The organism is Anaerocolumna sp. AGMB13020 (assembly GCF_033100115.1).
In the GTDB taxonomy this organism is placed as follows: domain Bacteria; phylum Bacillota; class Clostridia; order Lachnospirales; family Lachnospiraceae; genus Anaerocolumna.
Genome location: NZ_CP136910.1, coordinates 1,107,017 through 1,129,947, shown reverse-complemented (window position 1 = coordinate 1,129,947; position 22,931 = coordinate 1,107,017). Strand labels below are relative to the sequence as shown.

Genomic DNA, 22,931 nt, shown 5'->3' with positions numbered 1-22,931 from the left:
AATATTTAAAACAACAAATATCCATGTAATAACAACATAATACAATTCCTTTTCTTATTAATCTGGTATATCCTACTGATTGTATTGTAATACAAAAGCAGCAGAAAGGATAATAAAATGGAGAAAATGTTGGGATTTAACCCACCTATGGGATGGAATTCATGGAATACGTTTACCTGGGATATTAACGAAGAATTAATCCGTAATGTAGCAGATTGTATGGTCAGAGATGGATACCTTGAGGCTGGCTATGAGTACGTGGTAATTGACGATTGCTGGAGTCTGAAAGAAAGAGATGCAGAGGGCAGGCTTGTTCCTGATCCGAAAAAGTTTCCGGGGGGAATGAAGGCACTGGCTGATTATATACATGAGAAGGGTTTAAAATTTGGCATGTATTCCTGCGCCGGGACACATACTTGTGCCGGATATCCGGGAAGCTTTGAACACGAGTTTCAGGATGCGGAAACCTTTGCTTCCTGGGGAGTGGACTTTTTAAAGTATGATTATTGCTTTAAACCTCGCCATATGAATGGAGAGCTCCTTTACAAACGAATGAGTCTGGCACTTAAGAACTGTGGCAGAGACATCTTATTTTCTGCCTGCAACTGGGGATTCGATAATGTGTATCAATGGGTAAGAGAATCTGGTGCACATATGTACCGGTCTACGGAAGATATCCGTGATAATTGGGAATCTATTAAGAAAATAGCTGTCAGCCAGTTGGATAAAGAATGTTATACTAGTACTTTTTGCCATAATGACATGGATATGCTGACAGTAGGTATGCATGGAGGCAGCAACAGCAGTTTTATTGGGAGCGTTGGCGGATGTACAGATCAGGAATACAAGACTCATTTTTCCCTTTGGAGTATGATGGGTTCTCCCTTGATAATTGGCTGTGATATTCGCAATACCAGCCAGATTACAAAAGATATTCTTCAAAATCCCGAGATTATTCGTATTAATCAGGATGCAGAGTCAAGAGGAGCATACAGACTTCAGGCGGAACCTCAATGGTTCAATGCAGAGGAATGTTTTATTCTGGTCAAGGTGCTGACAGACGGAGATATAGCCATTGGTCTCTTTAATCTGAGTGATGGACAGAAGGAACTAGCAGTGCAATTTTGGGACATGGGGATTCCTTCTGCAAGCAATAAGGGATTGTCCTTATTTGATTGCTGGGACCATAAAGAACTTGGAGTTTTCAAGGAACGCTTCACAGCAGTTGTTCCGGCACATGACTGCACCGTTGTCCGTGCGAAGTTGGTGTAATTATGTCTGAAGGGAATTACTGTAAAGAATGCGGAGCAAAACTCTCAGAAGATGAAAAAGCAATTTGCTTTAAGTTAATTTCAAGAACAACTTCTGTATTCTTTTGCATCGATTGTCTTTCCATTAAGTTATCCTGTAGCAGTGAAGCAATAAAAAGCCGGATTCAGGTTTATAGAGAATCCGGCAATTGTGTACTATTCCGATGAAAAGAAACAGCTTTGTTTCAAGGTTTATCAATCCTATACTGGGTTGGAGTCACTCCTGTTATGCTTTTGAAAATCTTAGAAAAATACAGGGGATCAGCATAACCTACTGAATAAGCTATAATCTTTATGGCGAGATCGGAGTGACAAAGCAGATCACAAGCCTTTTTGATTCGGTAAGCAGTAAGATATTGATGCACGGATTGCTCAGTAGCTTGTTTGAATAAACGAAAAAGATAAGTACGGTCAATATTTACATGCTGAATAATATCTGCAATCATTAATTCAGTTCTCCAATAGTTTGATTTAATAAAGTGCTTTGTGGCTTTTACATAATCAAAAGTTAAGGAGGACTGATTTTTTGGGAAATGCTCTATATAATACGAAAGCAATAAACGAAGTCTTGCACTGCCGCGCTCAATCTCAAAGCGGTTTATTCGATAAGCTTCAGGAATATGATATAGATTTTTCCACTCAGTTGAGCGTTCAGTTGAAATGGGCAGTGTTACGGGACACTTAACAGATAAAGTGGTTAAATCTATTAATTCCTTGACCTCTTCCCCTCTAAATTCCACCCAGACATATTCCCACGGGTCCCCTTCGTCCGGATAATAGAACACCTCGGTATCCGGAAATATCAGAAAGCTTTCTCCTGCCTGCAATTGGTAACAGACCTTGTTCACCATGTAATATCCTCTGCCGGAGATAATATAGTGAAAAGCATACAAATCACGAACACCCGGCCCCCAACGATGCAAATCAGCGGGCTTATATCCAAAACCGACACAGCGTAATGAATCAAATGAGAAGGTATTTACGTCTCTCATAAGAGCTCCTTTTCGATAAGTTATCATCATATAATATAAATAGGTATAACCTATTTTATCATCTGCCAGGAAGTTTCGCAATTTATAAAGTACTAATTCATTTCTTTACCTCCTTAGTGGCTGACACGCATAGTACTTTGCTATCTGTGTTATATTCGGCACCTGAAATATCTCCGTACAAAGCTATATCATAAAAGCCAGCAGTACTTAAATCCTTTCTTAGCTCCGTTTCTGTAAAGATGTGATCCCATATGTTATAACATTCCATGCTGTCTTTTGTAAGGAGGACAGTCTGTTTGAGCCAGGTATTATCTTCCGGATAGAAGGAATGGGAGTTGATACATACATGGGGAGTGGCACTCCAGAATCCACTTTCCTGCTGATACCAATCCCTGGATTCGGTTTTCCCTTCATATGCTTTGGGAGCAGTTACATCAAAAATGAATTTACCGCCTGTTTTCAAGGCTTTATATATTTTCCTTAATAATTCCATTCGATTATTCTCAGACATTACGCTAAAGTCACAATATATAAGCGTTATGACATCGAATTCCTCCTGGTATGATAATTCCAGATAATCCTTATAGAGATAAGTAATATCAGAATTTTTCTTCAATGCAGTGCTGCGGGCATAATCTATTGAACGGTGAGAATAATCTATCCCGGTCACTTCATACCCGTTCTTGCAAAAGTTATCTGCATATAGTCCCGGACCGCAGCCCAGATCCAGCAGCTTCCTATATTGTAAAGGAGGAGCAAGCTGTGTAATCCAGTCTACTGATTTTGCAATAAATGAATGATTTCTGGAGGCAGCATCCCAAGTGGGGTCAAGATGTGCTTTTAGCATTTCGTTGGAAATGTGTTCATCGTCCCAGAATTTTGCGGTGCTTTGCTCGTAAAGCTCAGGTTTTTTGGAAAGTATGTTTATTAATTTTTGATTCATAATAATTCCTTTCGTGAATATAAGATTTTTAATTTGATAGTTCTTTGTGTGTACTAAAAAAATTCCAGTTTAAAACGAAAGTTCCATAATTATATTTTGTGATAACATGAAAAAAGCTGTGGAATTATCCACAGCTTTCTAGTATTTGAAATATGTGCGTGGATAGAAGAATGAAAATCATATTTTGGACAAAGAAAATAAACTGTTACAAAACAGTCAGTTTTTTCTTATTCGGTTATGATTTTATTCGTCGTTTCCACGTTCTCACTTATATTACTGATTATGCAATATCAAGTGTGCCGGATTGCGTCACCTTCTTACGTTCATGTTATCACGTCAATAGGATAGCATAGATTTTTTACCTCGTCAACCTCAGGAAAATAAGAAGTAATTAAGAATTTATAAGCATTCATTAAAGGGATGCTGGGGCTTATACTGGCTTAATCAAATTAGCCATATTATAAGGCTGATACTAAATAGTTCAGATAGTCATGGGACTGTCCCTTTGAACAGGCATTTACTTTTAAAAAATTCCATTCCAATAACAGCAGTATGGTATTACTGTAATGAGCTGCCAGTATTTCATAGAGGATTTTACAGGGTTTGGTTTGAGTGCATTGAATTTGCAATCCAATATGGTAAGAGTACAAAGAAACATGGGCAATTCGTAAATCCTTTTGTTGAACTCTGATAGAGGAATAAGCGAAACCAGCAGCAGCCTTTATACTTTCCTTTTCGTTAGTATCTCACCAATAAGTACATACTTGTATTCTTAAACATATAAGGTTATCATATAAAAAATAATATTTCTAGGAGGCTGTACGATGAAAAAGGAAATACAGGTATTAGACTATGCAAATGATATTATGAAGGCAGTGCAAAATGGTGTGTTGCTGACAACAAAAGCAGAGGAGAAAGTGAATTCCATGACCATATCCTGGGGGACCTTGGGAATTGAGTGGGGAAAATTAATCTTTACCGTTTTTGTCAGAGAAAACAGATTTACCAAACAACAACTGGGTAAGAATCCTGAATTTACCATTAATGTTCCCTTTGGTGATTTTGATAAAAAGATTCTGGGAGTATGCGGAACAAAATCTGGTCATACAGTTGATAAAGTAGAAGAACTTAATCTGACACTGGAGGAGCCGGCTGTTGTTTCTGTTCCTGCCATTAAGGAGCTTCCTTTGACCCTGGAATGCAAGATCGTATACAAGCAGAAACAGGAGGCGAAGGAAATCACGGAAGAAAATAATAAAAGGTTCTATCCTCAGGAGGTTGACAGTACCTTCCACGGTGCTAACAGAGATTACCATACGGCATATTATGGTGAGATTGTAAGCGCTTATATTATTGAATAATTTAGTTGTCCATAAGTTAAATTGAAAATCGAAGGTGTTGTAAAGTCAGTTCAACGAAACAGAAGAGCAAGGATATGATATTGTGGAGATTCTACTTTGATATCCCGCATCTGTTTAAGCTGGAAAGATTATTACAACACCTTCTTTTGGTATTTAAGCAAAATTATCCGGTTTTTGATTGTATTAAACGCAATCAAATAGTGTAAAATTTTACTTGCTTATATTCTGATTTGGTTTATACTTATGATTAGAAATATAAATGAGAAACATTTTCAATTACGCAATTCTGATGTTCGTAAGCTGTCAAGCTTTCAGAAAGGAAATAACATATGGTTAAGCACAAGGTTAAGATTACAGATATCATAGAAGAAGCACAAGGAACCAAAACCTTTCTACTTGAGAAACCGGAAAACTTTACGTGGATGGAAGGAGCTCATACACATATTGGTATGTTGGGATTTGACGAAGGAGAGACACCGAACAAAGCCTGGGTTCGACATATGTCAATTATGACTTTGCCGGAAGATAACAAAATAGGTATTACGACCAGAGTATACCCGCCATTCTCAGAGTTTAAAGGCAAATTATCGGGGTTGCAGGCAGGCGATGAAGTAGTTCTCTTCAAAGTCGGTTCAAGAATGTATCTGAGAAGAGAGGAAAAGTCCGTTGTGCTGGTATCAATGGGGGTCGGTATTGCAACCATGAGACCCTTGATAAAAAGTTTTATGAAAGACCAGACGGGCATCCGGGAGCTGACCAGCCTTACGATTGATTCTTCTGAAACATTTATATACAAAAATGAGCTGGACCAGCTTTATAACCCGAAGCTTACAAAATACTTTACAGGTACCAGAAAGGAATTCTTTGAAATGCTGAATGTGATTTCGGAAGATATTGATGCCTATTATTATGTTGTTGGGAGTGATGATTTTCTGAAAGATATAATTAAATATCTTAAGAATAAAAATATCCCTGAAAATTATATACTTCTTGATAAAAAGGAGGAGTTATTGGCAGATTATTTCAGATGAAAGTCAGCAAGTATAAATAGAATATGAGAGATAATAGACACAAGAAAAAAGGAGGGTATGGAATGCAAGCTTTTACGGAGTTTATATCAAAAATTGAACAGCCCGAGCAAAAAGCCAGAGTAGTAGAAATTCTCCAATGGATTAATGGGAAATATCCAAGCCTGGAAACCAAAATTGCCTGGAATCAGCCCATGTTTACAGACCATGGAACATTTATTATTGGGTTTAGTGTTGCAAAAAAACACCTGGCAATTGCCCCTGAGGAAGCGGCTATAACCAAGTTTATGCCTGAAATTGAGGAAGCTGGCTATAGCTGTACCAAAGGGCTTATACGAATTACCTGGGAGAATGATGTTGATTATGGATTACTTGAAAAAATAATTGAATTTAATATTCAGGATAAAGCTGAGTCCACGACATTCTGGAGAAAATGAGCTCTGTTTCATTCCAAAACACTCTTGAAAGAAATGCTGCCGGACTTCGCAAGCAGTAATCCCATTAAAATGCACGATTTTAGCATACAAAATTGGCGAATGACTTTCAAGCCGTGCAGCACAGGAATGTCACAGGGCTTTTTCCTGCACTCAGGTAATGTAAACAGCCTCTCTTTCCTACAGCTTATAAAAGAAATGAATTGTTTTCGTTATCTCATGATGGTCGTAGATGCTTAATATGTGAAAGAAAATGAAGAGAATAATAAATAAGCATTTGCTATGATTAGTAAAATAACGATTACTATACAACAATGGAGTGAGAAATATGTTTGCAATAAAAGAAGCCACAGGGTGTCCTTTTGGCAGGAATTATCTGGAGAAGGAAGAACATAAATTTGACATTTGCACATATGGTGCAGGTATAGATATGCCTCCCGTTACCAATACCATTGCCATCAATGCAGCAATAAGGGAAGCGTCCATAGAAGGAGGGACTGTGATAATCCCCAAAGGGGATTTCAGAGTTTATACCATAGTTCTTATGAGTGGTGTAAATATTTACTTAAGTGAGGGCAGTGTATTACATGCCGCCAAAACAGATATAGAGAACTCCTATGAACTGCAGGAAGGGGAAGGCGGCAATTATGATGAGCCAGAGGTAAATGCTTATGTTGGGCTGCAGGATCATGGACATACCTATTTTCGAAATAGCCTTATTTATGGAAGTGATATTTCAGAGGTAATGATTTACGGCCCCGGTTTACTTGATGGCAGCTTTTTAAATGACAAGGGGGAACTGGAGCATGTGCTGATGGGAGGAGATCCACCGGAACCTGGGAAACGTATGGAAGCCGGACACAGAGGAGAATGGTTTGGTAATAAGGCTATTGCTCTTTGCCGGTGCAGGAATGTGGTGTTAAGGGACTTCTCTCTCCTGGCAGGCGGACATTTTGCTATAATAGCAACCTGTGTGACCAACCTCCTGGTTGAACAGGTATTAGTAGATACCAACAGAGATGCCCTGGATGTGGATTGCTGTCAGAATGTGACCATTCGGAATTCAGCCTTTAATTCCTTGACAGATGATGCCATTGTCTTAAAGGCTTCTTATGGCGGAGGTATCTTCAAACGCCTGGAAAATGTCCTGGTGGAGGATTGTAAGGTCAGCGGTTATGATATGGGTTCCGTTTATGACAGAACCTTTACGACGGATAAGCTGATAGCTACGGATCGCTGCGGTCCAACTGCAAGAGTCAAGTTGGGAACAGAAGCTACCTGCGGTTATGACTGTGTGACGGTAAGACGGGTACAGTTTAAACGTTCCCGGGGATTTGCGCTGGAGGCAGTGGACGGCTCAGACTTAAGCAATATTCTCTTTGAGGATTCCACCATGGAAGATGTAAGCAGTTCACCGATTTTTATCAGAGCAGGTGACCGGGGCCGTTATCCGGTTACGGGTAACTCGTCAGAGGAAGAGCTAATCACATCAGAAGCTTCCAGACCAAATGTGCGCCTGCAAAATACCAACTGGATTCTTCCGGCGAAAGAAAATTACTCCCTATATCCGGCAAGAAGATATCTGCCCGCATATAACAGAACCCACCGTGTTACCGCAGATGGCTGTTCTTTCTTTGAAATCGTAGACCAGGTTGACCCTTTGCTTTTAAATCCGGCAAATTATCATGAGGAGGAGGGGAGATACTTTGCATATAAGTATGATTTGGATTCCTTACAGTACCTGCCTGACTATGACTGTGAATTAATGAAAGGTGATCTGCCCCTTTATGCCAATGCTTTCGGAAGTGAGAGAATTGCTTCGGTCCATGATATTATTATTCGGGATATATCGGTTAGAAATGCTGATCCAAGATATCCCATCGAACTGATGGGACTGGTTGGCAGCAGACTTCGTAACATTATTCTTGAAAATATTACCGTTGAATACAGAGGAGGCTTTTCACTTAAAGAGGCGGTGGAACAACGTCAGGTAAATACCAATTGGGAATATCGTTATAACAAAGGAAAGAGAAGCATTCAATCCCTGCCATGGCTGATTAATACCTTTTTTTTGAAAAACGAGGGACTGCTACCAAGAGCAGAATGGAATCCGGCAGAGAAAGCCTGGAAGGCGGCACCTTTTAATATACCGGAACTCCCGGAGGTTTATCCGGAACCCAGCAATTGGGGGATACTGCCGGCTTATGGCCTATATGCCCGCCATGTAGAGAATCTAAAGGTGTCAAATCTTACGCTGCATTATCTTGTGGAAGACAGCAGATATCCTATTGTATTGGATGATGTTGTAGGAGGGACCCTCTGCCGTATTCATGCGGACCACAGAGAGGATAGAGAAGAAGTCGTATGTGTTACGAACAAGTATAAACGTCCTGCCGGGCTGGAATATGTGCCAGATTATCCTTATCAGCTGACCTCTGTCGAGAAGGTGGAAATGGACAGCAGTCTGTCTGTTAAACAGGTACAGATTACTGCTCCGGCACCAGGGACACCAAAAGACGGTCTGTATTCCTATGAAACAGCTGCAATCACGGAGACAGGCTATAACTACGATTATGAAACTGCAAACTATCCATTGCCTCAAACCGTATATCGCCCGTTTTTCCGTCCAATTCCAGAACAAAGGATTCAGTTGGGGCAGGAGCTTGTGCTTGAGATCATTGCCAGACAGCCGGCTTACGAGGTCTCTCTTTTAGAAACCGACGGAAAGATATACAATGAATCCCTTACTGTAAAGGATTATAGCGTCAAAGGTGTTTCAAAACCCATGACCTTGAAGGGAAGCAATTTACCGGAAGGAGCAGTTTTTGATTCCTCCACCTTTGTGCCAGGTAAGCCAAGCGTTTTTAAGTGGAAGCCAACAGAAGCAGCATTGCGAAAAGAGCCTTATAAACTGACTTTTACAGCAGATGATGGTATTATACCTGTTAAGATGGAGGTATTCATAAGGATTATAAAATAGAAAATACAGCAGTTGTTTTATGAGAGCAATTGTTCTGGGCCTTAAGTCTTCAGATTAAGAAAGGGCTGTTGATTTGTTGTCTTTCTTTCATAAAGGCAACAATCCAACAGCCCAGATACGCTTTCATTAAAAAATGTTTCTAATAATATTATTGGTAAAGGATGATTATACATGCGATAATCATCCTTTTTATTGAGCTAAGGATTCAGATCCTTCTGCTTTAGGATATGGCTTAATTATATTAAATGAATGAGTAAAACAGAACAGAGATAGAAAAAGTGAAGTATTTCCAGACCTTTTCTAAGAAAATGCTGAAAATACATTGCATATTAAAAAATTTACTGACATTAAGAGAAATTTAGTGGTAAAATAGATTAATGCAATACAATTAATGATTTATGGTTTCCTTTGAAACAGGAGGTATGATGTACTAACAGGTGAAATGAAATCAGAAGGAAATAAAGGAGATGTTACATTGAAGATGAAAGACTGCTTCTCAACCATAGAACTATTATTTAAGCAAGAGAAAGGGAAGGTATAAATATGTTTCAGAGTAATCAATATATTGTCTATGGAATCACCGGAATATGCAGAATTAAGAGTGTTGGATATCTTTCAGGAGATGGTTTTGTCAGAAATAAGTTATACTATACCCTGGAGCCTTTACATTCCAGGGGCAGTGCTATCTATACACCCGTGGAAAATAACAAAGTGAGGATGCGGGAGGTGATTACGAAAGAAGAAGCCATGAATTTAATTCAGGATATTCCCGGGTTGGAGTTTATTGATATATATGATGACAAGAGAAGTGAGCCAATTTACAAAGAAGCCTTAAAGCTTAATGATTGCTGTGAACTATTGCAGATACTAAAAGTTCTTAAACTGAGAGAGATAGAAAAAAGTGCAGGAAATAGAAGGTTGTCTGCTCTTGATAAGAAATATTTAGATCTTATCTGTAATACTCTGACAGATGAGATCTCACTGGTTCTTGAGATGTCACGTGAGAAGGCGGAAGTTGAGATCATGGAGAAGTTGGGTGAAATAACCTGACAAGAACTTTTTTGCCTGCAAAGAAAGAATCCGGTAAATAGTAATTGAGTAAGTAAATATGAAAATGAGCTTCTGCTGTTCTTTCTGCAGATTAACTCCTATATTCTGTGGGTGTAACACCCATTTGCTGCTTAAAGATGCGGCTGAAATAATTACTGTTATTGAAGCCGCATCTTAGAGCAATTTCACTAATGGAAAGACTGCTGTCCTTTAGCTGAAGACATGCCTTGCGTATTCTCAGGGAAATAAGATAATTCATTGGTGTTGTATGATAGGTATCCCGAAAAACCCTGATAAAATGCCGTTCCGAATAGTGGGAAAGACCAGCCAGCATCTGAATGGAGATATCCTCGTTGTAGTGGTTCTCAATATAGGAAATGGCTTTAGCAATATTAATAATATCCATTTTATGAAAGTCATCCTTAAAGTCATAGGATCGGGACAGAATTACTACAAGTGTCATAAAGCTGGACTGAAGAAAAGTGCGCCAGCCTTCTTGCTTATCCTGATATTCTGCGTTCATCAAATCAACCATTTTACATACTCTGTCAAAATCCTTTTGCAGCAGCTTAAGTCTGCTGGAGAATTTATATTCTTTTGAAACATAGGGCTCCAGCAGGAACAGGGCATGAAAGCCTGCCGACCGGGTAATATCATAATTCCCGGGAAACAGACTGTCCAGACGAAACATAATATTACAGATGCGGAAATTGTCAGTATCCTGGTAACCATGGGCAGTATTGTTTCCAATAACAAAAACATCACCTTTGCTAATGTGGAATTTCTCTTCATCTACAATATGTGAAGCACTCCCGTTCAGTACGATCACCAGTTCAAAGAAATCCTCATGTGTATGTACAAACAGGTCCTCGTCATGATATCCGTATTGTATGAAAAATGGGAAACTCTCATCATCCGTAAAATAACCTAATTTCATGTAGGGCATAGAAACCTCCGATATTGGCTGGAATATGCTACAAAATGGAAAAAAATTACTATATAAAACGGCGTATATATGAATATTACTGTTATAGTATAGTAAAAAAACAATTACATTACAAGCTATTAGTAAAGGAGAATAAGAAAAACCTATTAAAGTAATTCCCCACTGCACAAACACCAGGATACATAAAGCATAAGCTTGCTTAAACCCATAAAAGTAAGAGCCCCAGATGATGCATAAATTCAATTTATAAGGGAAGAAATCAAGGATGAAGATTGTGAATATTGAAAAACGAACTTCGCCCATTTCGAAAGAATAACCTAAGACAGAAGTAGTAAGGAAATGTCATTTATGTGCTAATACATGGCGTTATAATGGTAGAACTGTAAAGTTGTCTATGCTAGGATGAAGAGGAAGAATAAAATTATGACTTACTAGGAGGCATTTATGGCAAACCCCTTTCTTCCCTTATGGGAGTATATCCCCGATGGTGAACCCAGAGTATTTAGAGACCGAGTATATATATACGGCTCACATGATAATGCAGGTTCTGACCACTTTTGCGATTATAAACTGAAGGTATGGTCTGCACCGCTAAATAACTTAAATCAATGGGAGTGTCATGGTGACAGCTTTCATACACGCAAAGACAGAGACCACGAGACAGATACCCACTGGACAGAGAATGAGCTCTTTGCACCTGACGTTGTTGAAAAGGATGGAAAATATTATCTCTATGCATATATAATTGGAGCCGTTGGCTGTGTGGCAGTCAGTGACAGACCGGAAGGTCCCTTTAAACTGCTTTCCAGATATCAATACAGGATACCGGAAGGAAAAGGTGAAGATTGCTTTGGCAGCGGCTGGTTTATAGATCCTGGCGTTCTAGTGGATGATGATGGCAAGGTATACATATATTGTGGTTATGAGCGTTCTTTTATTGCAGAAATCAATCCGGAGAACATGTATGAAATAATTGACGGAACCTATCAGGATGATATTATTCCGGTAGAAGAACCCTTTACCTTCTTTGAAGCTTGTTCTCCCAGAAAAGTGGGGGATACCTATTACCTTATTTATAGTCCCAGAAAAGGTAGCAGACTTGTCTATGCCACATCCAAATCTCCAAAGGGACCCTTCGAATATGGTGGAATTATAGTGGATAACGGGCAGGACTATCCTGCAGGAAATAATCATGGTTCCATCTGCTGTATCAATGGACAATGGTATATTTTTTATCACCGCATGACAAACAATACCATTATGTCAAGACGAGCCTGTGTTGAAAAGATAACCATATTACCAGACGGCAGCATTCCTCAGGTAGAGATGACCTCTCTGGGATTTGAAGAGGCTTTGTCACCTTTTACAATAACACCGGCAGAAACCGCCTGCGTTTTAATCGGCGGAGCTTTTGTGACGGAAAAGAATGTTTTTGAAAGACCTGTTACCGCAATTACCAGCGGCTGCATTATTGGCTATAAGTATTTTGATTTTGGGGAAGATTATGCCAGCCTTACCATGGACTTCGTTGTAAAGGTAAGGGGGACAGGCTGCAAATCCATAATAAGGATATTACTTGATGATTATGAGAAAGGTGAAGAAATCGGAATATGTAAAATCGGTGCTGACAGCGGTAGTTATCAGACGGTAGTGAAGAAGATTACAGGCAGGCATGCGGTTTATTTTCTCGTGCAGGATTGTGTTACAGGCTGGACCGCGGATATGTTCAAAGGAAGGCATTTGTTTGAATTGGAATCTTTCGTATTTATGAAATAGACAGGGATCAGACGGTTAGAAACTTGAAGCAAAGACTTAGCCCAATGAATATAGACAAAAACAATTTTATTGGAAAAGAAGAAAAATAGGAGGTGGTAAAGAGCTACAAAAGAATAGGAAGTACGAAATACCAGGGGAGAACTTATATTGCAGTTGGTGTCAAGGCCATTCCGGACTCAATATAAGGTATAAAGTAGCAGGCTTTACGGATTTCTTGTAAAAAGGATAATAATTTCGTAATAAGGAGGTATTTATATGGTTAAACGTAAGTCTATCAGAAGCTATATACTGGCATTGGGGTTGCTGGTCACTATGCTTGCTTCAACTTTGTATTCCATGGTGCCTGTTATGGCAGAGCAGACCACCAATTTCGATCAGTTAAACCAACAGCAGCTGGTAGCTGCTATGGGTACAGGCTGGAATCTTGGGAACACCATGGAAGCCTTTAGTGACTATGGGCCAAATGAAGAAATGTGGGGTAATCCCAAAGTTACCAGACAGCTTTTTACGGCGGTAAAAAATGCCGGATTTAACACCGTCCGGATACCGGTTACTTTACTAAAAGCAATCGGTCCTGCACCTGATTATACCATTGATTCGGCTTGGTTAGCCAGAGTTAAGGAAGTGGTCGATTATGCCTATGATCAGGGACTTTATGTAATTCTTGACGGTGTACATGGTGACGGGTACCATACTATCAATGGTGCATGGCTTTTAGTAACAGACAGTGATCAGACGGCAGTCAGAGACAAGTATAAGAAAGTATGGCAGCAATATGCGAATACATTTAAAGCGTATGATGAACATTTAATCTTTGAATCCATGAATGAAGTGTTTGACGGTAATTATTATGATCCTGATCCGGTATTATATGAGAATCTCAATGCATATAATCAGATATTTGTCGATACGATAAGACAATCCGGTGGAAACAATGCCGCCCGGTGGTTATTGGTTCCAGGCTGGAATACCAATATTGATCATATGACACTGGATTTTGGATTTGTAATACCTACAGATAGTTATCGCTCAGCTGCCATACCCTCTGAGGAGAAAAGAATAATGATCTCAGCTCATTATTATTCACCCTATGAGTTCACCCTTGATAACAGCAGTTCCATTACCCAATGGGGTTCCATAGCCACTGATCCCTCTAAGAAATCCAGCTGGGGACAGGAAGATTATATGGATTCACAGCTGGCGCAAATGTATCAAACCTTTGTAAAAAAAGGTTATCCGGTGGTAATCGGTGAATACTGTGCTACGGATAAAACGGATAAAGATGCAAGTAATAACACCTACCGTGCTTATTTCAATAAGATTTTGAATACTGTCTGCAAGAAATATGGTGCCGTTCCGGTATACTGGGATATCGGAGCTTATGGTCCCGGTGGCTCCGGAATCATTGACAGAAAGACTTATGCCATTGTACAGCCGGCAATACTGGAAGGAATTATGAGTGGAATAAGAGCGACGGTCACTCCTACTCCCACTCCGACCCCCACCCCTACTCCGTCCGGCAGCGGACCTAAAATTTCAGTACTGTACAAATGCGGAGATACCAGTGCTTCCGGAGGAATTCGGTTCAGCTTGCAGGTTAGAAATGACGATAACACAGCGGTTTCGCTTTCTGATGTAAAGGTTCGGTACTGGTATACGAGAGATGATGGAAAATGGCAGTCCTTTAACTGCTATTATGCAGTAGTCGGTTCTGGTAATGTTTATGGAAATATGGTCAGAATACCACTTTCATCAGCTTACAGTACAGCCGATTTCTATTCGGAAGTAGGCTTTTCAAGTGGTGCGGGAATCCTGAATCCCGGAGCCAGCAGCGGTGAGCTTCAGATTACCTTGACGAAATACGACAATTCCAAATACAATCAGACCAATGATTATTCTTTCGATTCCAGTAAAACAGATTATGGACAGAATCTGAAAATAACAGCATATGTAAAAGGGGTTCTGGTGTATGGCACGGAACCAGGCGGCACTACTCCGGTAACGCCTACCCCAACAGTAACGGTTATCCCAACAGTAACGCCAATAGTAACGGTAACGCCAACAGTAACAGTAACGCCAACAGTAACGGTAACGCCAACAGTAACAGTAACCCCAACAGTAACGGTAACGCCAACAGTAACAGTAACCCCAACAGTAACAGTTACCCCAACGGTAACTCCCACCCCATCAGTTACCCCCATCCCTACCATAACCCCAATACCTGGTGGAAATATCAAACTTCAATTCTTCAATGGAAATACTACAGCTTCCACTAATACTTTGTATCCAAACTTTAAAATTGTTAATACCGGTACAACAAGTATCAATCTTTCTGATGTGAAGGTAAGATATTACTTTACAAAGGATGGTACCAATGCTGCCAGTTACGTTTGTGACTGGGCTTCGGCAGGCAGCGGGAAAATTAGCGGTACTTTTACAGGGTTATCAAAGACAAATGCTGACTGTTACCTGGAAATAAGCTTTGATAGTTCAGCAGTCACGCTGGCACCAGGAGCAGAGACTGAAATAAAGGGAAGAGTATGGAAGTCGGACTGGTCAAACTTTACACAGTCAAATGATTATTCCTTTCATGCCACGGCAACAAATTATACGGATTGGAACAATGTTACCGGTTATATTGCCGGTACACTGAAATGGGGAACAGAACCTTAATCTCAGAACCTTGAAGTGATTTTACGATTCGTAGGAGGAAGCGAATAGAATATAAGGGATAGCAGCGAGCTCTTTTTCATTTCATCACAGGCAAGATTTTCTTGTTAAAATTCCAACGTCTGATATAATAGTATAAGACCTGGATGCACTTAATTTCCAAAGTGATAATAGAAACCATTGTATTGGTAAAGTATATTCTATAAGGCTGTTAGGAACTTAAACAAGGCATTCATGAACGGATCCAGGCTGAACCCTATACCAAGCCAAGCCCTGGTAAGAACAAAGAGGAAGACTGAAATGAAAAATAAATTAGCATTGACTATTGTTTTAATAATCGTTTTATTCGCAGCAATTATCTACTGCATCCAACCAGTTGAGAAATTCAAGGAAGCTTCAACGGAACAAATCTCTTTGAAAGAGCTCATGAAAGAGAAGATCCTGGATTCCATCACAGGAATGTTAACCAATTCCTCAAAAGAGTTCCAGTTTGAATTATCGGAAAATGATATGAACAATATTATTTCAGGGAATATGGATAAGCTAAAAAGCAAGAAAATAGACAGTGTCCATTGTGCCATACAGAATGGTGAGGTTTATTTTTATGCAGATACAAAGTTATTGTCCTTATTTCCGGCACAGTTAATCTTAAAGACTGATTTCACGGTAACTGATAATGCTCTGCAAGTCAAAATAAACAAAGCATATATGGGAAGGATACCGGTATTAAAAAGTGTCGTTATGGATTATCTGAAAAATAAAATAGATAAAGCAAATATCGAGGAAGAAAGCTCGCTCATTTCGATACCTTTAACACTACCGGAAGCAGTCACCATAGAAGATTTTCAGATAACGGATAAGATTACTTTTAAGATAGCAGTTTCCATAAAATCCTTAAGTGAGGTAATAGAGATAGTAGAATTCTTTGGTGGGAAATTAATGAAATAATAAAACAGCACCTTTAATTCATTGGAATAAAAATATTTTAGTAAACCAGTGTAACGGAAAACCTGCTTTCGTTACACTGGTTTTTTAGTTGTCTGTGTTTTGTTAAATAATCATCTGCACCAAGCCGAAGCTTGGAAACTTTATTTTCCTCATCATTTTAGCGATGAGCATAAGCACCGGTATAATAGCAGATAAATTTTCTTGCTCTATACATTTTTTCATAAGAGCGCAAAGCTCTTTGTCATCGTCTGTGATTAAATGTATATTTTTGTGAAACGGAATAGAATTAGAAAAGATTCCTTCCTATAAAATAAAATCCATTCGACTTATGTCCGTTCATAGTTGTGAATGTCAGGTGCTCATATTTTAATGTACTGAAATCAGCCAGAAGTTCCTTCAGCCATTTCTCTGAGTGATGGCGAAGAACGGCACCCTCCGGTAATTCAAAAACACCATAGATGCCATACTTTTCTTTAAAGCTTTGATAGCGGGATTGATTTCTTTCATCTGAATTAATAAGAAAATCGTTTATGTACAGAATGCCGGCTGGTTTTAATACACGATAAATCTCAGTAATTAGTGCCTGCTGTTCTTCATTGCTTTTGATACAAGTCAGGACGGCAAAAAGTATAACCGCGTCTACGCTATGGTCTGGCAAATCGATCCCTGCATCTTTTTTCAAACGGAGATCAAGATAAGGGGCCAGTTGTTTTCCTCGTTCGATCATCCCCTGCGAAAAATCCATGCCGATCAGATGTTTATACCCTAAGTGATGCAATTCGTCCAGTGTACGGCCATAGCCGCACCCAACATCAAGAATGACGGCATTGAGATTAAGATAATTGGCGAATTCATTGGCCTGAAAAGGCGTTGTAAACTGCTTTGTCTCTGAAACACTGTTCCAGTAATCTTTTTGTTCCATCGGATAACTCCTCCTTGTGTATTAATTGATTATATCTGATAATGAAGCCATTTATATTTTCGACTACTCTCTGAAAGATAAGCGCCGCTATTTTGTATACCGCAGCTCCATCATTACGCCCTCGATCCTCTAACCAAAAAGCTCATTGTAGTGTCCTCCCAAGTTTGCATTATCTATCACACTGTAGCCTTGTGCTGTTCATTGATATACGCACAACGTTCTACTCTGCGCAAGATTCAAATGTTCTCTGAATGATATTAACAGTATAAAAAAAGGCCCACCAATCTAAGCATCATGCCCAGACGGTCGGCTCCCGAAACGCTATACTCCCTGTGGTTTAATCCACTTCCGTCAGTCATACAGCATAATTATACTACCATTCAATATGGATATTGTCAATGTCAACTCCGAACCAAGCTCAGAAGAGTTGAGGATATATTATTCATCTAATATAATAAGATGTGTAAGTTAACAGTTCGCATGTAATCAAGTATTTCTCAATTATCTGGATAATTTCAGCTGCTGTTGGAATCCCACATAATCAAGGAAAATCTGCCTGCGTTAATAGGACATCTATTTATTATCTCATGAATGCTATATTGACGAACCTTGAATGGAAAGGTATTATAATATACACAGAACTATTTTGAAGGGGTGAATATATTGGGACGTCCTTATACCGAGGAAGAACGAGCGGAGCTAAAGATAAAAATTAAAGAAGCTGCTGCAAAGATGTTCATGCAACTAGGTTTCAAAGATTTTAGAATACAGCTATTGACTAAGCAAGTGGGAATATCATTAGGAGGCTTTTACTCCTTTTACAAAGACAAAGAAGCTCTCTATGAAGAAATTCTGCGCGATGAAAAAAACAGAATACGAAAAAAAATCCTAACCATAATTGAAGAAGAAAACCAAACACCAAAAGAATTTTTTACGGATCTTGCTCATGTTCTTTTAAATAAAACGGTCACAAATAAATTTTACACCAATGAATATAGTAGTTTATTAGAAACGTTGGTCTGGAATGACGATTCCATTACCGCAGAAGATAATCTGCATTTCATTCAGCAGATCAGACAAATTTGGGCCAATAAAGGAATTGTTATCTCAGCATCTAATGAGGAACTGGCCGCTGCTGTTGCAACGTTGGCCATATTGTGCACTCATAAAGAAAAGATAGGTGTTGGTTTTGATTCGTGGTATCCAGTCATTGAAAAAGCACTCCTTGAGCAACTTTGATAATTTTTATCCAAGCTATGAAAAATATTTGATATTTTCATAGGATGATGTTATACTTGTTCTTGAAGGAGGTGTTTCTGTTTGAACAAACCTGAAAAAACTGCCATTCTTATCGGGCTGTTGCTTTGCATGGGTGCTTCCACCATTATGCAAACCTATTTCAGCAGCGCGTTGCCCGCAATCAGTAGCAGTTTCAAATCCGTTTCCTTTTATTCATGGATACATGGCAGCTATATACTTGCTTCTTCCGCCGTCATTATATTGTCCAGTGGGTTGTGTCAGAGATTCGGTAACAAGAAAAATTTCATTATCGGTTCTTTGCTATTTGGTATAGGGACTATAATAGCCCCATTCAGCAGCTCTATGCTACAGCTGGTAATCACGAGAATCGTTATGGGAATAGGCGCAGGGGTAGTAGTTCCGGCAACCTACGGTATAATAGGTGAACATTTTGAGAAAGAAAAGTATTCGTCTGTTTTTGCCTCCTTTGCCGTTGTGCAGATCATATTCAATGGGTTAGGCAGCTTAGCTGGCGGATATTTACCCAAGATTGCTTCATGGAAGGCAATTTTTTTTCTCTTACTCCCACTTGAAATGCTAAGCTTTTGGCTGGTATTCCGAAATCTCCCTGATAGCGTTCCATCTATGCATACAGAGCCTTTTTACTTTCGCCGGCATCTACTTATGATTTTGGCTATTCTTCTCACAACCTTGGGAATCGAGCAAGCCTATCATCAACAATACCTATTACTGATTTTAAGCGCCGCATTGCTTTTGTTTGTGGTATGGAAGGACACCAAAGGCGGAAATATACTGCTTCCAAAGGAATTTGCAACAGATTCTTTATTGAGAAACCTGTGCCTTCAGGTATTTCTGTTGGGAGCATTCTATAATGTCTGTCTTGCATATCTGCCAAGCTTGATGCAGTTTTCTATGGGGTTCAGTGCAGATAGGGCGGGGAATCTATTGGCAGTATTCGTTGTTCTCATGGGAGTCGGAAGCGTTTTGGGGGCATTATATAAAATTTCTGAACGTCCGGCCATCCTGATCGGATGGTTGGCAGGCTTGGCAGGTGGCATTTTCATACCGTTCTTCTTTATGCTGGCTGTGGGGCTGCTGGGATTCGGCTCAGGTGTATTAATGTCTGTATTATTGGGATATACAGCGACCCGGACGCAGAATAATGCTTCGGGTGTAAACAGCGCAGCCCACTTAATCCGCAATTTTGGCGGCAGTATCGGAACAATATTATTTCAGTTTTCACTCAGCTATCCGCAGCAATATTATATTGGCGGTGTTCTGATTCTTGCCGCAACAGGGACGATTGCAGCTTCCCTATCTTTTCGAATTAGCCATGTTTTAGACAAAACGAATGCGTGAACTTCAGTATGGAGGAGGGAAATGAGAAATTTCATGACTATTTGTGCCGCACCAAGGCGCACGGAATGGAGATTAATATGAAATATATTAGAAGGTTTCATGAAATGAAGAAAGAAGATGTTTCTGTTGTCGGCGGGAAAGGAGCAAATTTGAGCGAAATGTTTAATGCCGGTTTTCCTGTTCCCGATGGCTTTTGCATTACAGGAGATGCGTTTGACGAATACATGAAGCGTAATGGTTTTGACCAGCAAGCATCGGCTTATAGTGAAACGCTTAGCTCTGAAATCGCGGAAGGACAGCTTTGGGCTACATTAGAGAAAGAAATTAATGAGTGCTATGCAACGCTCGGGCAAAATATGCGAGTTGCTGTCCGCTCCTCAGCTACAGCCGAGGATTTGCCAGAGGCAAGCTTCGCCGGACAGCAGGAAACCTATCTTAACGTTGTTGGTAGGGAGCCGCTTATGATCGCAGTCAAGAAGTGCTTCGCTTCTCTGTATTCTACCCGTGCTGTGACATATCGGAAACAGGCAAACTTTGATACCGTGAAAGTATCTTTGGCGGTCGTGATTCAAAAGATGGTGGAAAGTGAAGTGTCGGGCGTTCTTTTTACCGCCGATCCTGTCAGTCAGAGTTCAGGTCAAATGATGCTTAATGCTTCATGGGGTCTTGGAGAAGCGATTGTTTCAGGAAAAGTAACACCGGATATCTATATATACAGCAAAAAGCGCAACCGTATAGTCGATAAAAAAATGGGTGATAAAGATATTTTGATCTGCTATGGCAACACAGGAATCGAGGAAAGAAGAACACCTTTGGAGCAAAGAAACCGCTTTTGCCTGAATGACAAACAAGCACTTGAAGTTTTTACAATGGGTCAGAGGGTTGAACAACATTATGGAAGCCCACAGGATATCGAATGGGCTATTTCAGACGGCAAGTTGTACTTATTACAGTCCCGCCCAATTACTACTTTAAAAAAAGCAAATGAAAGACAGCCGGAGCTTTCCGCATCACAAAAAGCTGTGCTCAATAACTGGATTGAGCATTGCCCTACGCCTCTTTACCCTTTGGATATAGAACCGTGTGAAATCATAGATCGGGCAAAATCAAAAGTTTTTCAGGAATTAGGTATTTCCATTGGTGGTGCGCTGAATATGGACGAAAACGGGATACTATCCTTCTCAGCAAGTACGATACGTATTTCTCCACGAATTCTGAATATCCCTTTTTTATTGCGGCAGTATACAAATTATGCGGTGAATTCTTCAAATACAAACGGTGCATTTTCCAAGATAAAAAAAGAGCTGGAAGAAATATCTGCGGTAGATGTTTCCCAGCTATCAGTCACTGCGCTGATTCAGCAAGTAAAGGCTTTGATGAACTTATCGGAAGAAATTGCATACATACGTTTTCGCTATAATATCTTCCCGTCTGTTGCTGTTTCCAAGTTGCTTTATCCGAACTTGCGCCGGATAGATAAAAAGATTAATGAATTCGATCTGCTGAGCGACTTGCCTTATAAAACATGGGAACTGAATGTCGCATTAAGAAAGCTGGCCGCTTATATTCAAGATTATAAAGAGTTAAACAGAGCTATTACGAATCATAAAATTATGGATAGCAGTGCCATAAAAACCATTCGGAACGACTATCCTGATTTTTCCGACAGGTTGCAAAATTTTATCAATGAGTTCGGATGGAAATCAAGTAGCAGCTACTGTGCATTTTGCTCCGTATCATGGCATGAGGATATGATTCCGCTCTTTTCTTTGATAAAAGCTTTGTTACAGTCTGATAACAAGGATTTAGGAAACAACAAATATCAGGCAATCCTTGAGAAAATCACAAGGTGCTTTTCTGCAAATAAAGCCGCCAAGGTGCATAAGAAGATTGAGGAAATTCGAGGGTATCATGTCAACCGGGAAGAAAGTCTTTACCTGATAGAGATGTGCTATGGATTAGCACGCAGAGCAGTTTTTGAACTGGAGCTTCGGTTTCCGGAAATATTTATGCAGCCAAAGGATATTCTTTTTCTTACACTAGAAGAAATATATGCACTGTCTGCTGGGACTCAAAATTATAGGAAGCAAATTACGGTTAGAAAGGCAAGCCGCCCTCAAAACGAAAAATTGTGGAGCAGCCTTTCGCTTGTCGGAAAGGTTAATAGCGAAAATGTGTTAAGAGGTGTATCAGGTAATAGAGGTATCTGCCAAGGAAAAGTTAAAAGAATTCTTACCTTGCAGGAATTTGATAAAATGCAGCAAGGTGACATTCTAGTTTGCCGATATACTGACCCTTCATGGACGCCATTGTTTGTTTTAGCGTCCGCGGTCGTATCCGATACCGGAGGGCCTCTGTCCCATAGCGCTATTGTAGCAAGGGAATATAATATCCCTGCGGTCTTAGGCTGTGGCAACGCAACCGAAATATTACAGGATGGACAAGAAATTGTTGTTAATGGTGATAAGGGTATTGTTCAGCTCTGTTATAAAGGTCCCGTATAAAATAAAGGCTATACCATGTAAAACGTTGATTTAGTGGACCTTTAATCCTAATTTTTGCTCTTGACAAAAATTCAGGTGGGGAGAAAATGTATGAAGGAAACAGAAAGCCGGCTGTCAGAAGAAGCACTGCGGATTGCAAAGGAGAACAGTGAGCTTCCAAGGTTCGTATATCTAACCTTTAGAGGGTATTTTCAGGGCAGTTCCTTCCTTGCTATGCTGAGCCACTTTCAACGTTTTAGGTATATTAAATATCAGCTGGTAAATCTTCGAAAGAAAAGCATATTAGTTGAATATTAAACAAAATATGGTAGAATGAAGACAAGCCGTATCTGAAACGGTGTATAAATAGAGCAAAAGCGAAAAGGATATGTTATTAAAATAAAGTAGTAAAGCAAGTTTTCCAAAGACGAAAAGGCAGCTTATAAAATCCAGCTGACGCAATGTGAAA

Annotated in this window: 17 protein-coding genes and 1 riboswitch; of the genes, 13 read left to right on the top strand and 4 right to left on the bottom strand. The window is 39.7% G+C overall.

The window, feature by feature from the left end; translation table 11 throughout:
- The first annotated feature begins 117 nt into the window (after window positions 1–117).
- A complete protein-coding gene (locus tag R2R35_RS04660; protein ID WP_317733333.1) occupies window positions 118–1,272 on the top strand; it encodes a glycoside hydrolase family 27 protein in 1,155 nt (384 codons plus the stop codon).
- Between the two features lie 223 nt (window positions 1,273–1,495).
- Here the strand turns inward: R2R35_RS04660 and R2R35_RS04655 are convergent, their stop codons facing one another.
- Both R2R35_RS04655 and R2R35_RS04650 read right to left on the bottom strand, forming a co-directional pair.
- Window positions 1,496–2,302, bottom strand: coding sequence for an AraC family transcriptional regulator (locus R2R35_RS04655; RefSeq protein WP_317733332.1), 807 nt, complete (start codon window positions 2,300–2,302; stop codon window positions 1,496–1,498).
- 97 nt (window positions 2,303–2,399) lie between these two features.
- Window positions 2,400–3,245, bottom strand: coding sequence for a class I SAM-dependent methyltransferase (locus R2R35_RS04650; protein ID WP_317733331.1), 846 nt, complete (start codon window positions 3,243–3,245; stop codon window positions 2,400–2,402).
- A gap of 824 nt (window positions 3,246–4,069) precedes the next feature.
- On the opposite strand from R2R35_RS04650, the gene R2R35_RS04645 reads away from it, so the two are divergent.
- From R2R35_RS04645 to R2R35_RS04625, 5 genes are all read left to right on the top strand, one after another.
- Window positions 4,070–4,606, top strand: coding sequence for a flavin reductase family protein (locus R2R35_RS04645; protein WP_317733330.1), 537 nt, complete (start codon window positions 4,070–4,072; stop codon window positions 4,604–4,606).
- A 329-nt stretch (window positions 4,607–4,935) separates the two neighbouring features.
- Window positions 4,936–5,637, top strand: a complete 702-nt coding sequence (locus R2R35_RS04640; RefSeq protein ID WP_317733329.1) for a hypothetical protein — start codon at window positions 4,936–4,938, stop codon at window positions 5,635–5,637.
- A gap of 62 nt (window positions 5,638–5,699) precedes the next feature.
- Window positions 5,700–6,071, top strand: a complete 372-nt coding sequence (locus R2R35_RS04635; RefSeq protein WP_317733328.1) for an iron chaperone — start codon at window positions 5,700–5,702, stop codon at window positions 6,069–6,071.
- A 325-nt stretch (window positions 6,072–6,396) separates the two neighbouring features.
- Window positions 6,397–9,048: a glycoside hydrolase family 28 protein gene (locus tag R2R35_RS04630; RefSeq protein ID WP_317733327.1), complete on the top strand. Its 2,652-nt coding sequence runs from the start codon at window positions 6,397–6,399 to the stop codon at window positions 9,046–9,048.
- A gap of 543 nt (window positions 9,049–9,591) precedes the next feature.
- Window positions 9,592–10,098, top strand: coding sequence for a CarD family transcriptional regulator (locus R2R35_RS04625; protein ID WP_317733326.1), 507 nt, complete (start codon window positions 9,592–9,594; stop codon window positions 10,096–10,098).
- 91 nt (window positions 10,099–10,189) lie between these two features.
- Here R2R35_RS04625 and R2R35_RS04620 read toward each other — a convergent pair whose 3' ends face one another.
- Window positions 10,190–11,044: an AraC family transcriptional regulator gene (locus tag R2R35_RS04620; protein WP_317733325.1), complete on the bottom strand. Its 855-nt coding sequence runs from the start codon at window positions 11,042–11,044 to the stop codon at window positions 10,190–10,192.
- A gap of 444 nt (window positions 11,045–11,488) precedes the next feature.
- On the opposite strand from R2R35_RS04620, the gene R2R35_RS04615 reads away from it, so the two are divergent.
- The 3 genes from R2R35_RS04615 to R2R35_RS04605 all read left to right on the top strand — a co-directional run bounded on the left by R2R35_RS04615 (window position 11,489) and on the right by R2R35_RS04605 (window position 16,438).
- On the top strand, window positions 11,489–12,820 hold the full coding sequence (locus R2R35_RS04615; protein ID WP_317733324.1) for a family 43 glycosylhydrolase: 1,332 nt from the start codon (window positions 11,489–11,491) through the stop codon (window positions 12,818–12,820).
- Window positions 12,821–13,075: 255 nt separating this feature from the next.
- Window positions 13,076–15,493 carry a cellulase family glycosylhydrolase gene (locus R2R35_RS04610; protein ID WP_317733323.1) on the top strand — a complete coding sequence of 806 codons (2,418 nt, stop codon included), beginning with the start codon at window positions 13,076–13,078 and terminating at the stop codon, window positions 15,491–15,493.
- 297 nt (window positions 15,494–15,790) lie between these two features.
- Window positions 15,791–16,438 carry a hypothetical protein gene (locus R2R35_RS04605; protein ID WP_317733322.1) on the top strand — a complete coding sequence of 216 codons (648 nt, stop codon included), beginning with the start codon at window positions 15,791–15,793 and terminating at the stop codon, window positions 16,436–16,438.
- Window positions 16,439–16,724: 286 nt separating this feature from the next.
- On the opposite strand, the gene R2R35_RS04595 is transcribed toward R2R35_RS04605, so the two are convergent.
- Window positions 16,725–17,360, bottom strand: a complete 636-nt coding sequence (locus tag R2R35_RS04595; RefSeq protein ID WP_317733321.1) for a class I SAM-dependent methyltransferase — start codon at window positions 17,358–17,360, stop codon at window positions 16,725–16,727.
- 289 nt (window positions 17,361–17,649) lie between these two features.
- Window positions 17,650–17,729, bottom strand: a riboswitch (ZMP/ZTP riboswitch).
- 294 nt (window positions 17,730–18,023) lie between these two features.
- Between R2R35_RS04595 and R2R35_RS04590 the strand changes: the two genes are divergently transcribed.
- The 4 genes from R2R35_RS04590 (at window position 18,024) to R2R35_RS04575 (ending at window position 22,780) form a co-directional block, all read left to right on the top strand.
- Window positions 18,024–18,599 carry a TetR/AcrR family transcriptional regulator gene (locus R2R35_RS04590; protein WP_317733320.1) on the top strand — a complete coding sequence of 192 codons (576 nt, stop codon included), beginning with the start codon at window positions 18,024–18,026 and terminating at the stop codon, window positions 18,597–18,599.
- A gap of 81 nt (window positions 18,600–18,680) precedes the next feature.
- Window positions 18,681–19,979 carry an MFS transporter gene (locus R2R35_RS04585; RefSeq protein WP_317733319.1) on the top strand — a complete coding sequence of 433 codons (1,299 nt, stop codon included), beginning with the start codon at window positions 18,681–18,683 and terminating at the stop codon, window positions 19,977–19,979.
- A gap of 104 nt (window positions 19,980–20,083) precedes the next feature.
- Window positions 20,084–22,483, top strand: coding sequence for a PEP/pyruvate-binding domain-containing protein (locus R2R35_RS04580; RefSeq protein ID WP_317733318.1), 2,400 nt, complete (start codon window positions 20,084–20,086; stop codon window positions 22,481–22,483).
- A 90-nt stretch (window positions 22,484–22,573) separates the two neighbouring features.
- Window positions 22,574–22,780 carry a hypothetical protein gene (locus R2R35_RS04575; RefSeq protein ID WP_317733317.1) on the top strand — a complete coding sequence of 69 codons (207 nt, stop codon included), beginning with the start codon at window positions 22,574–22,576 and terminating at the stop codon, window positions 22,778–22,780.
- Window positions 22,781–22,931 lie beyond the last annotated feature (151 nt).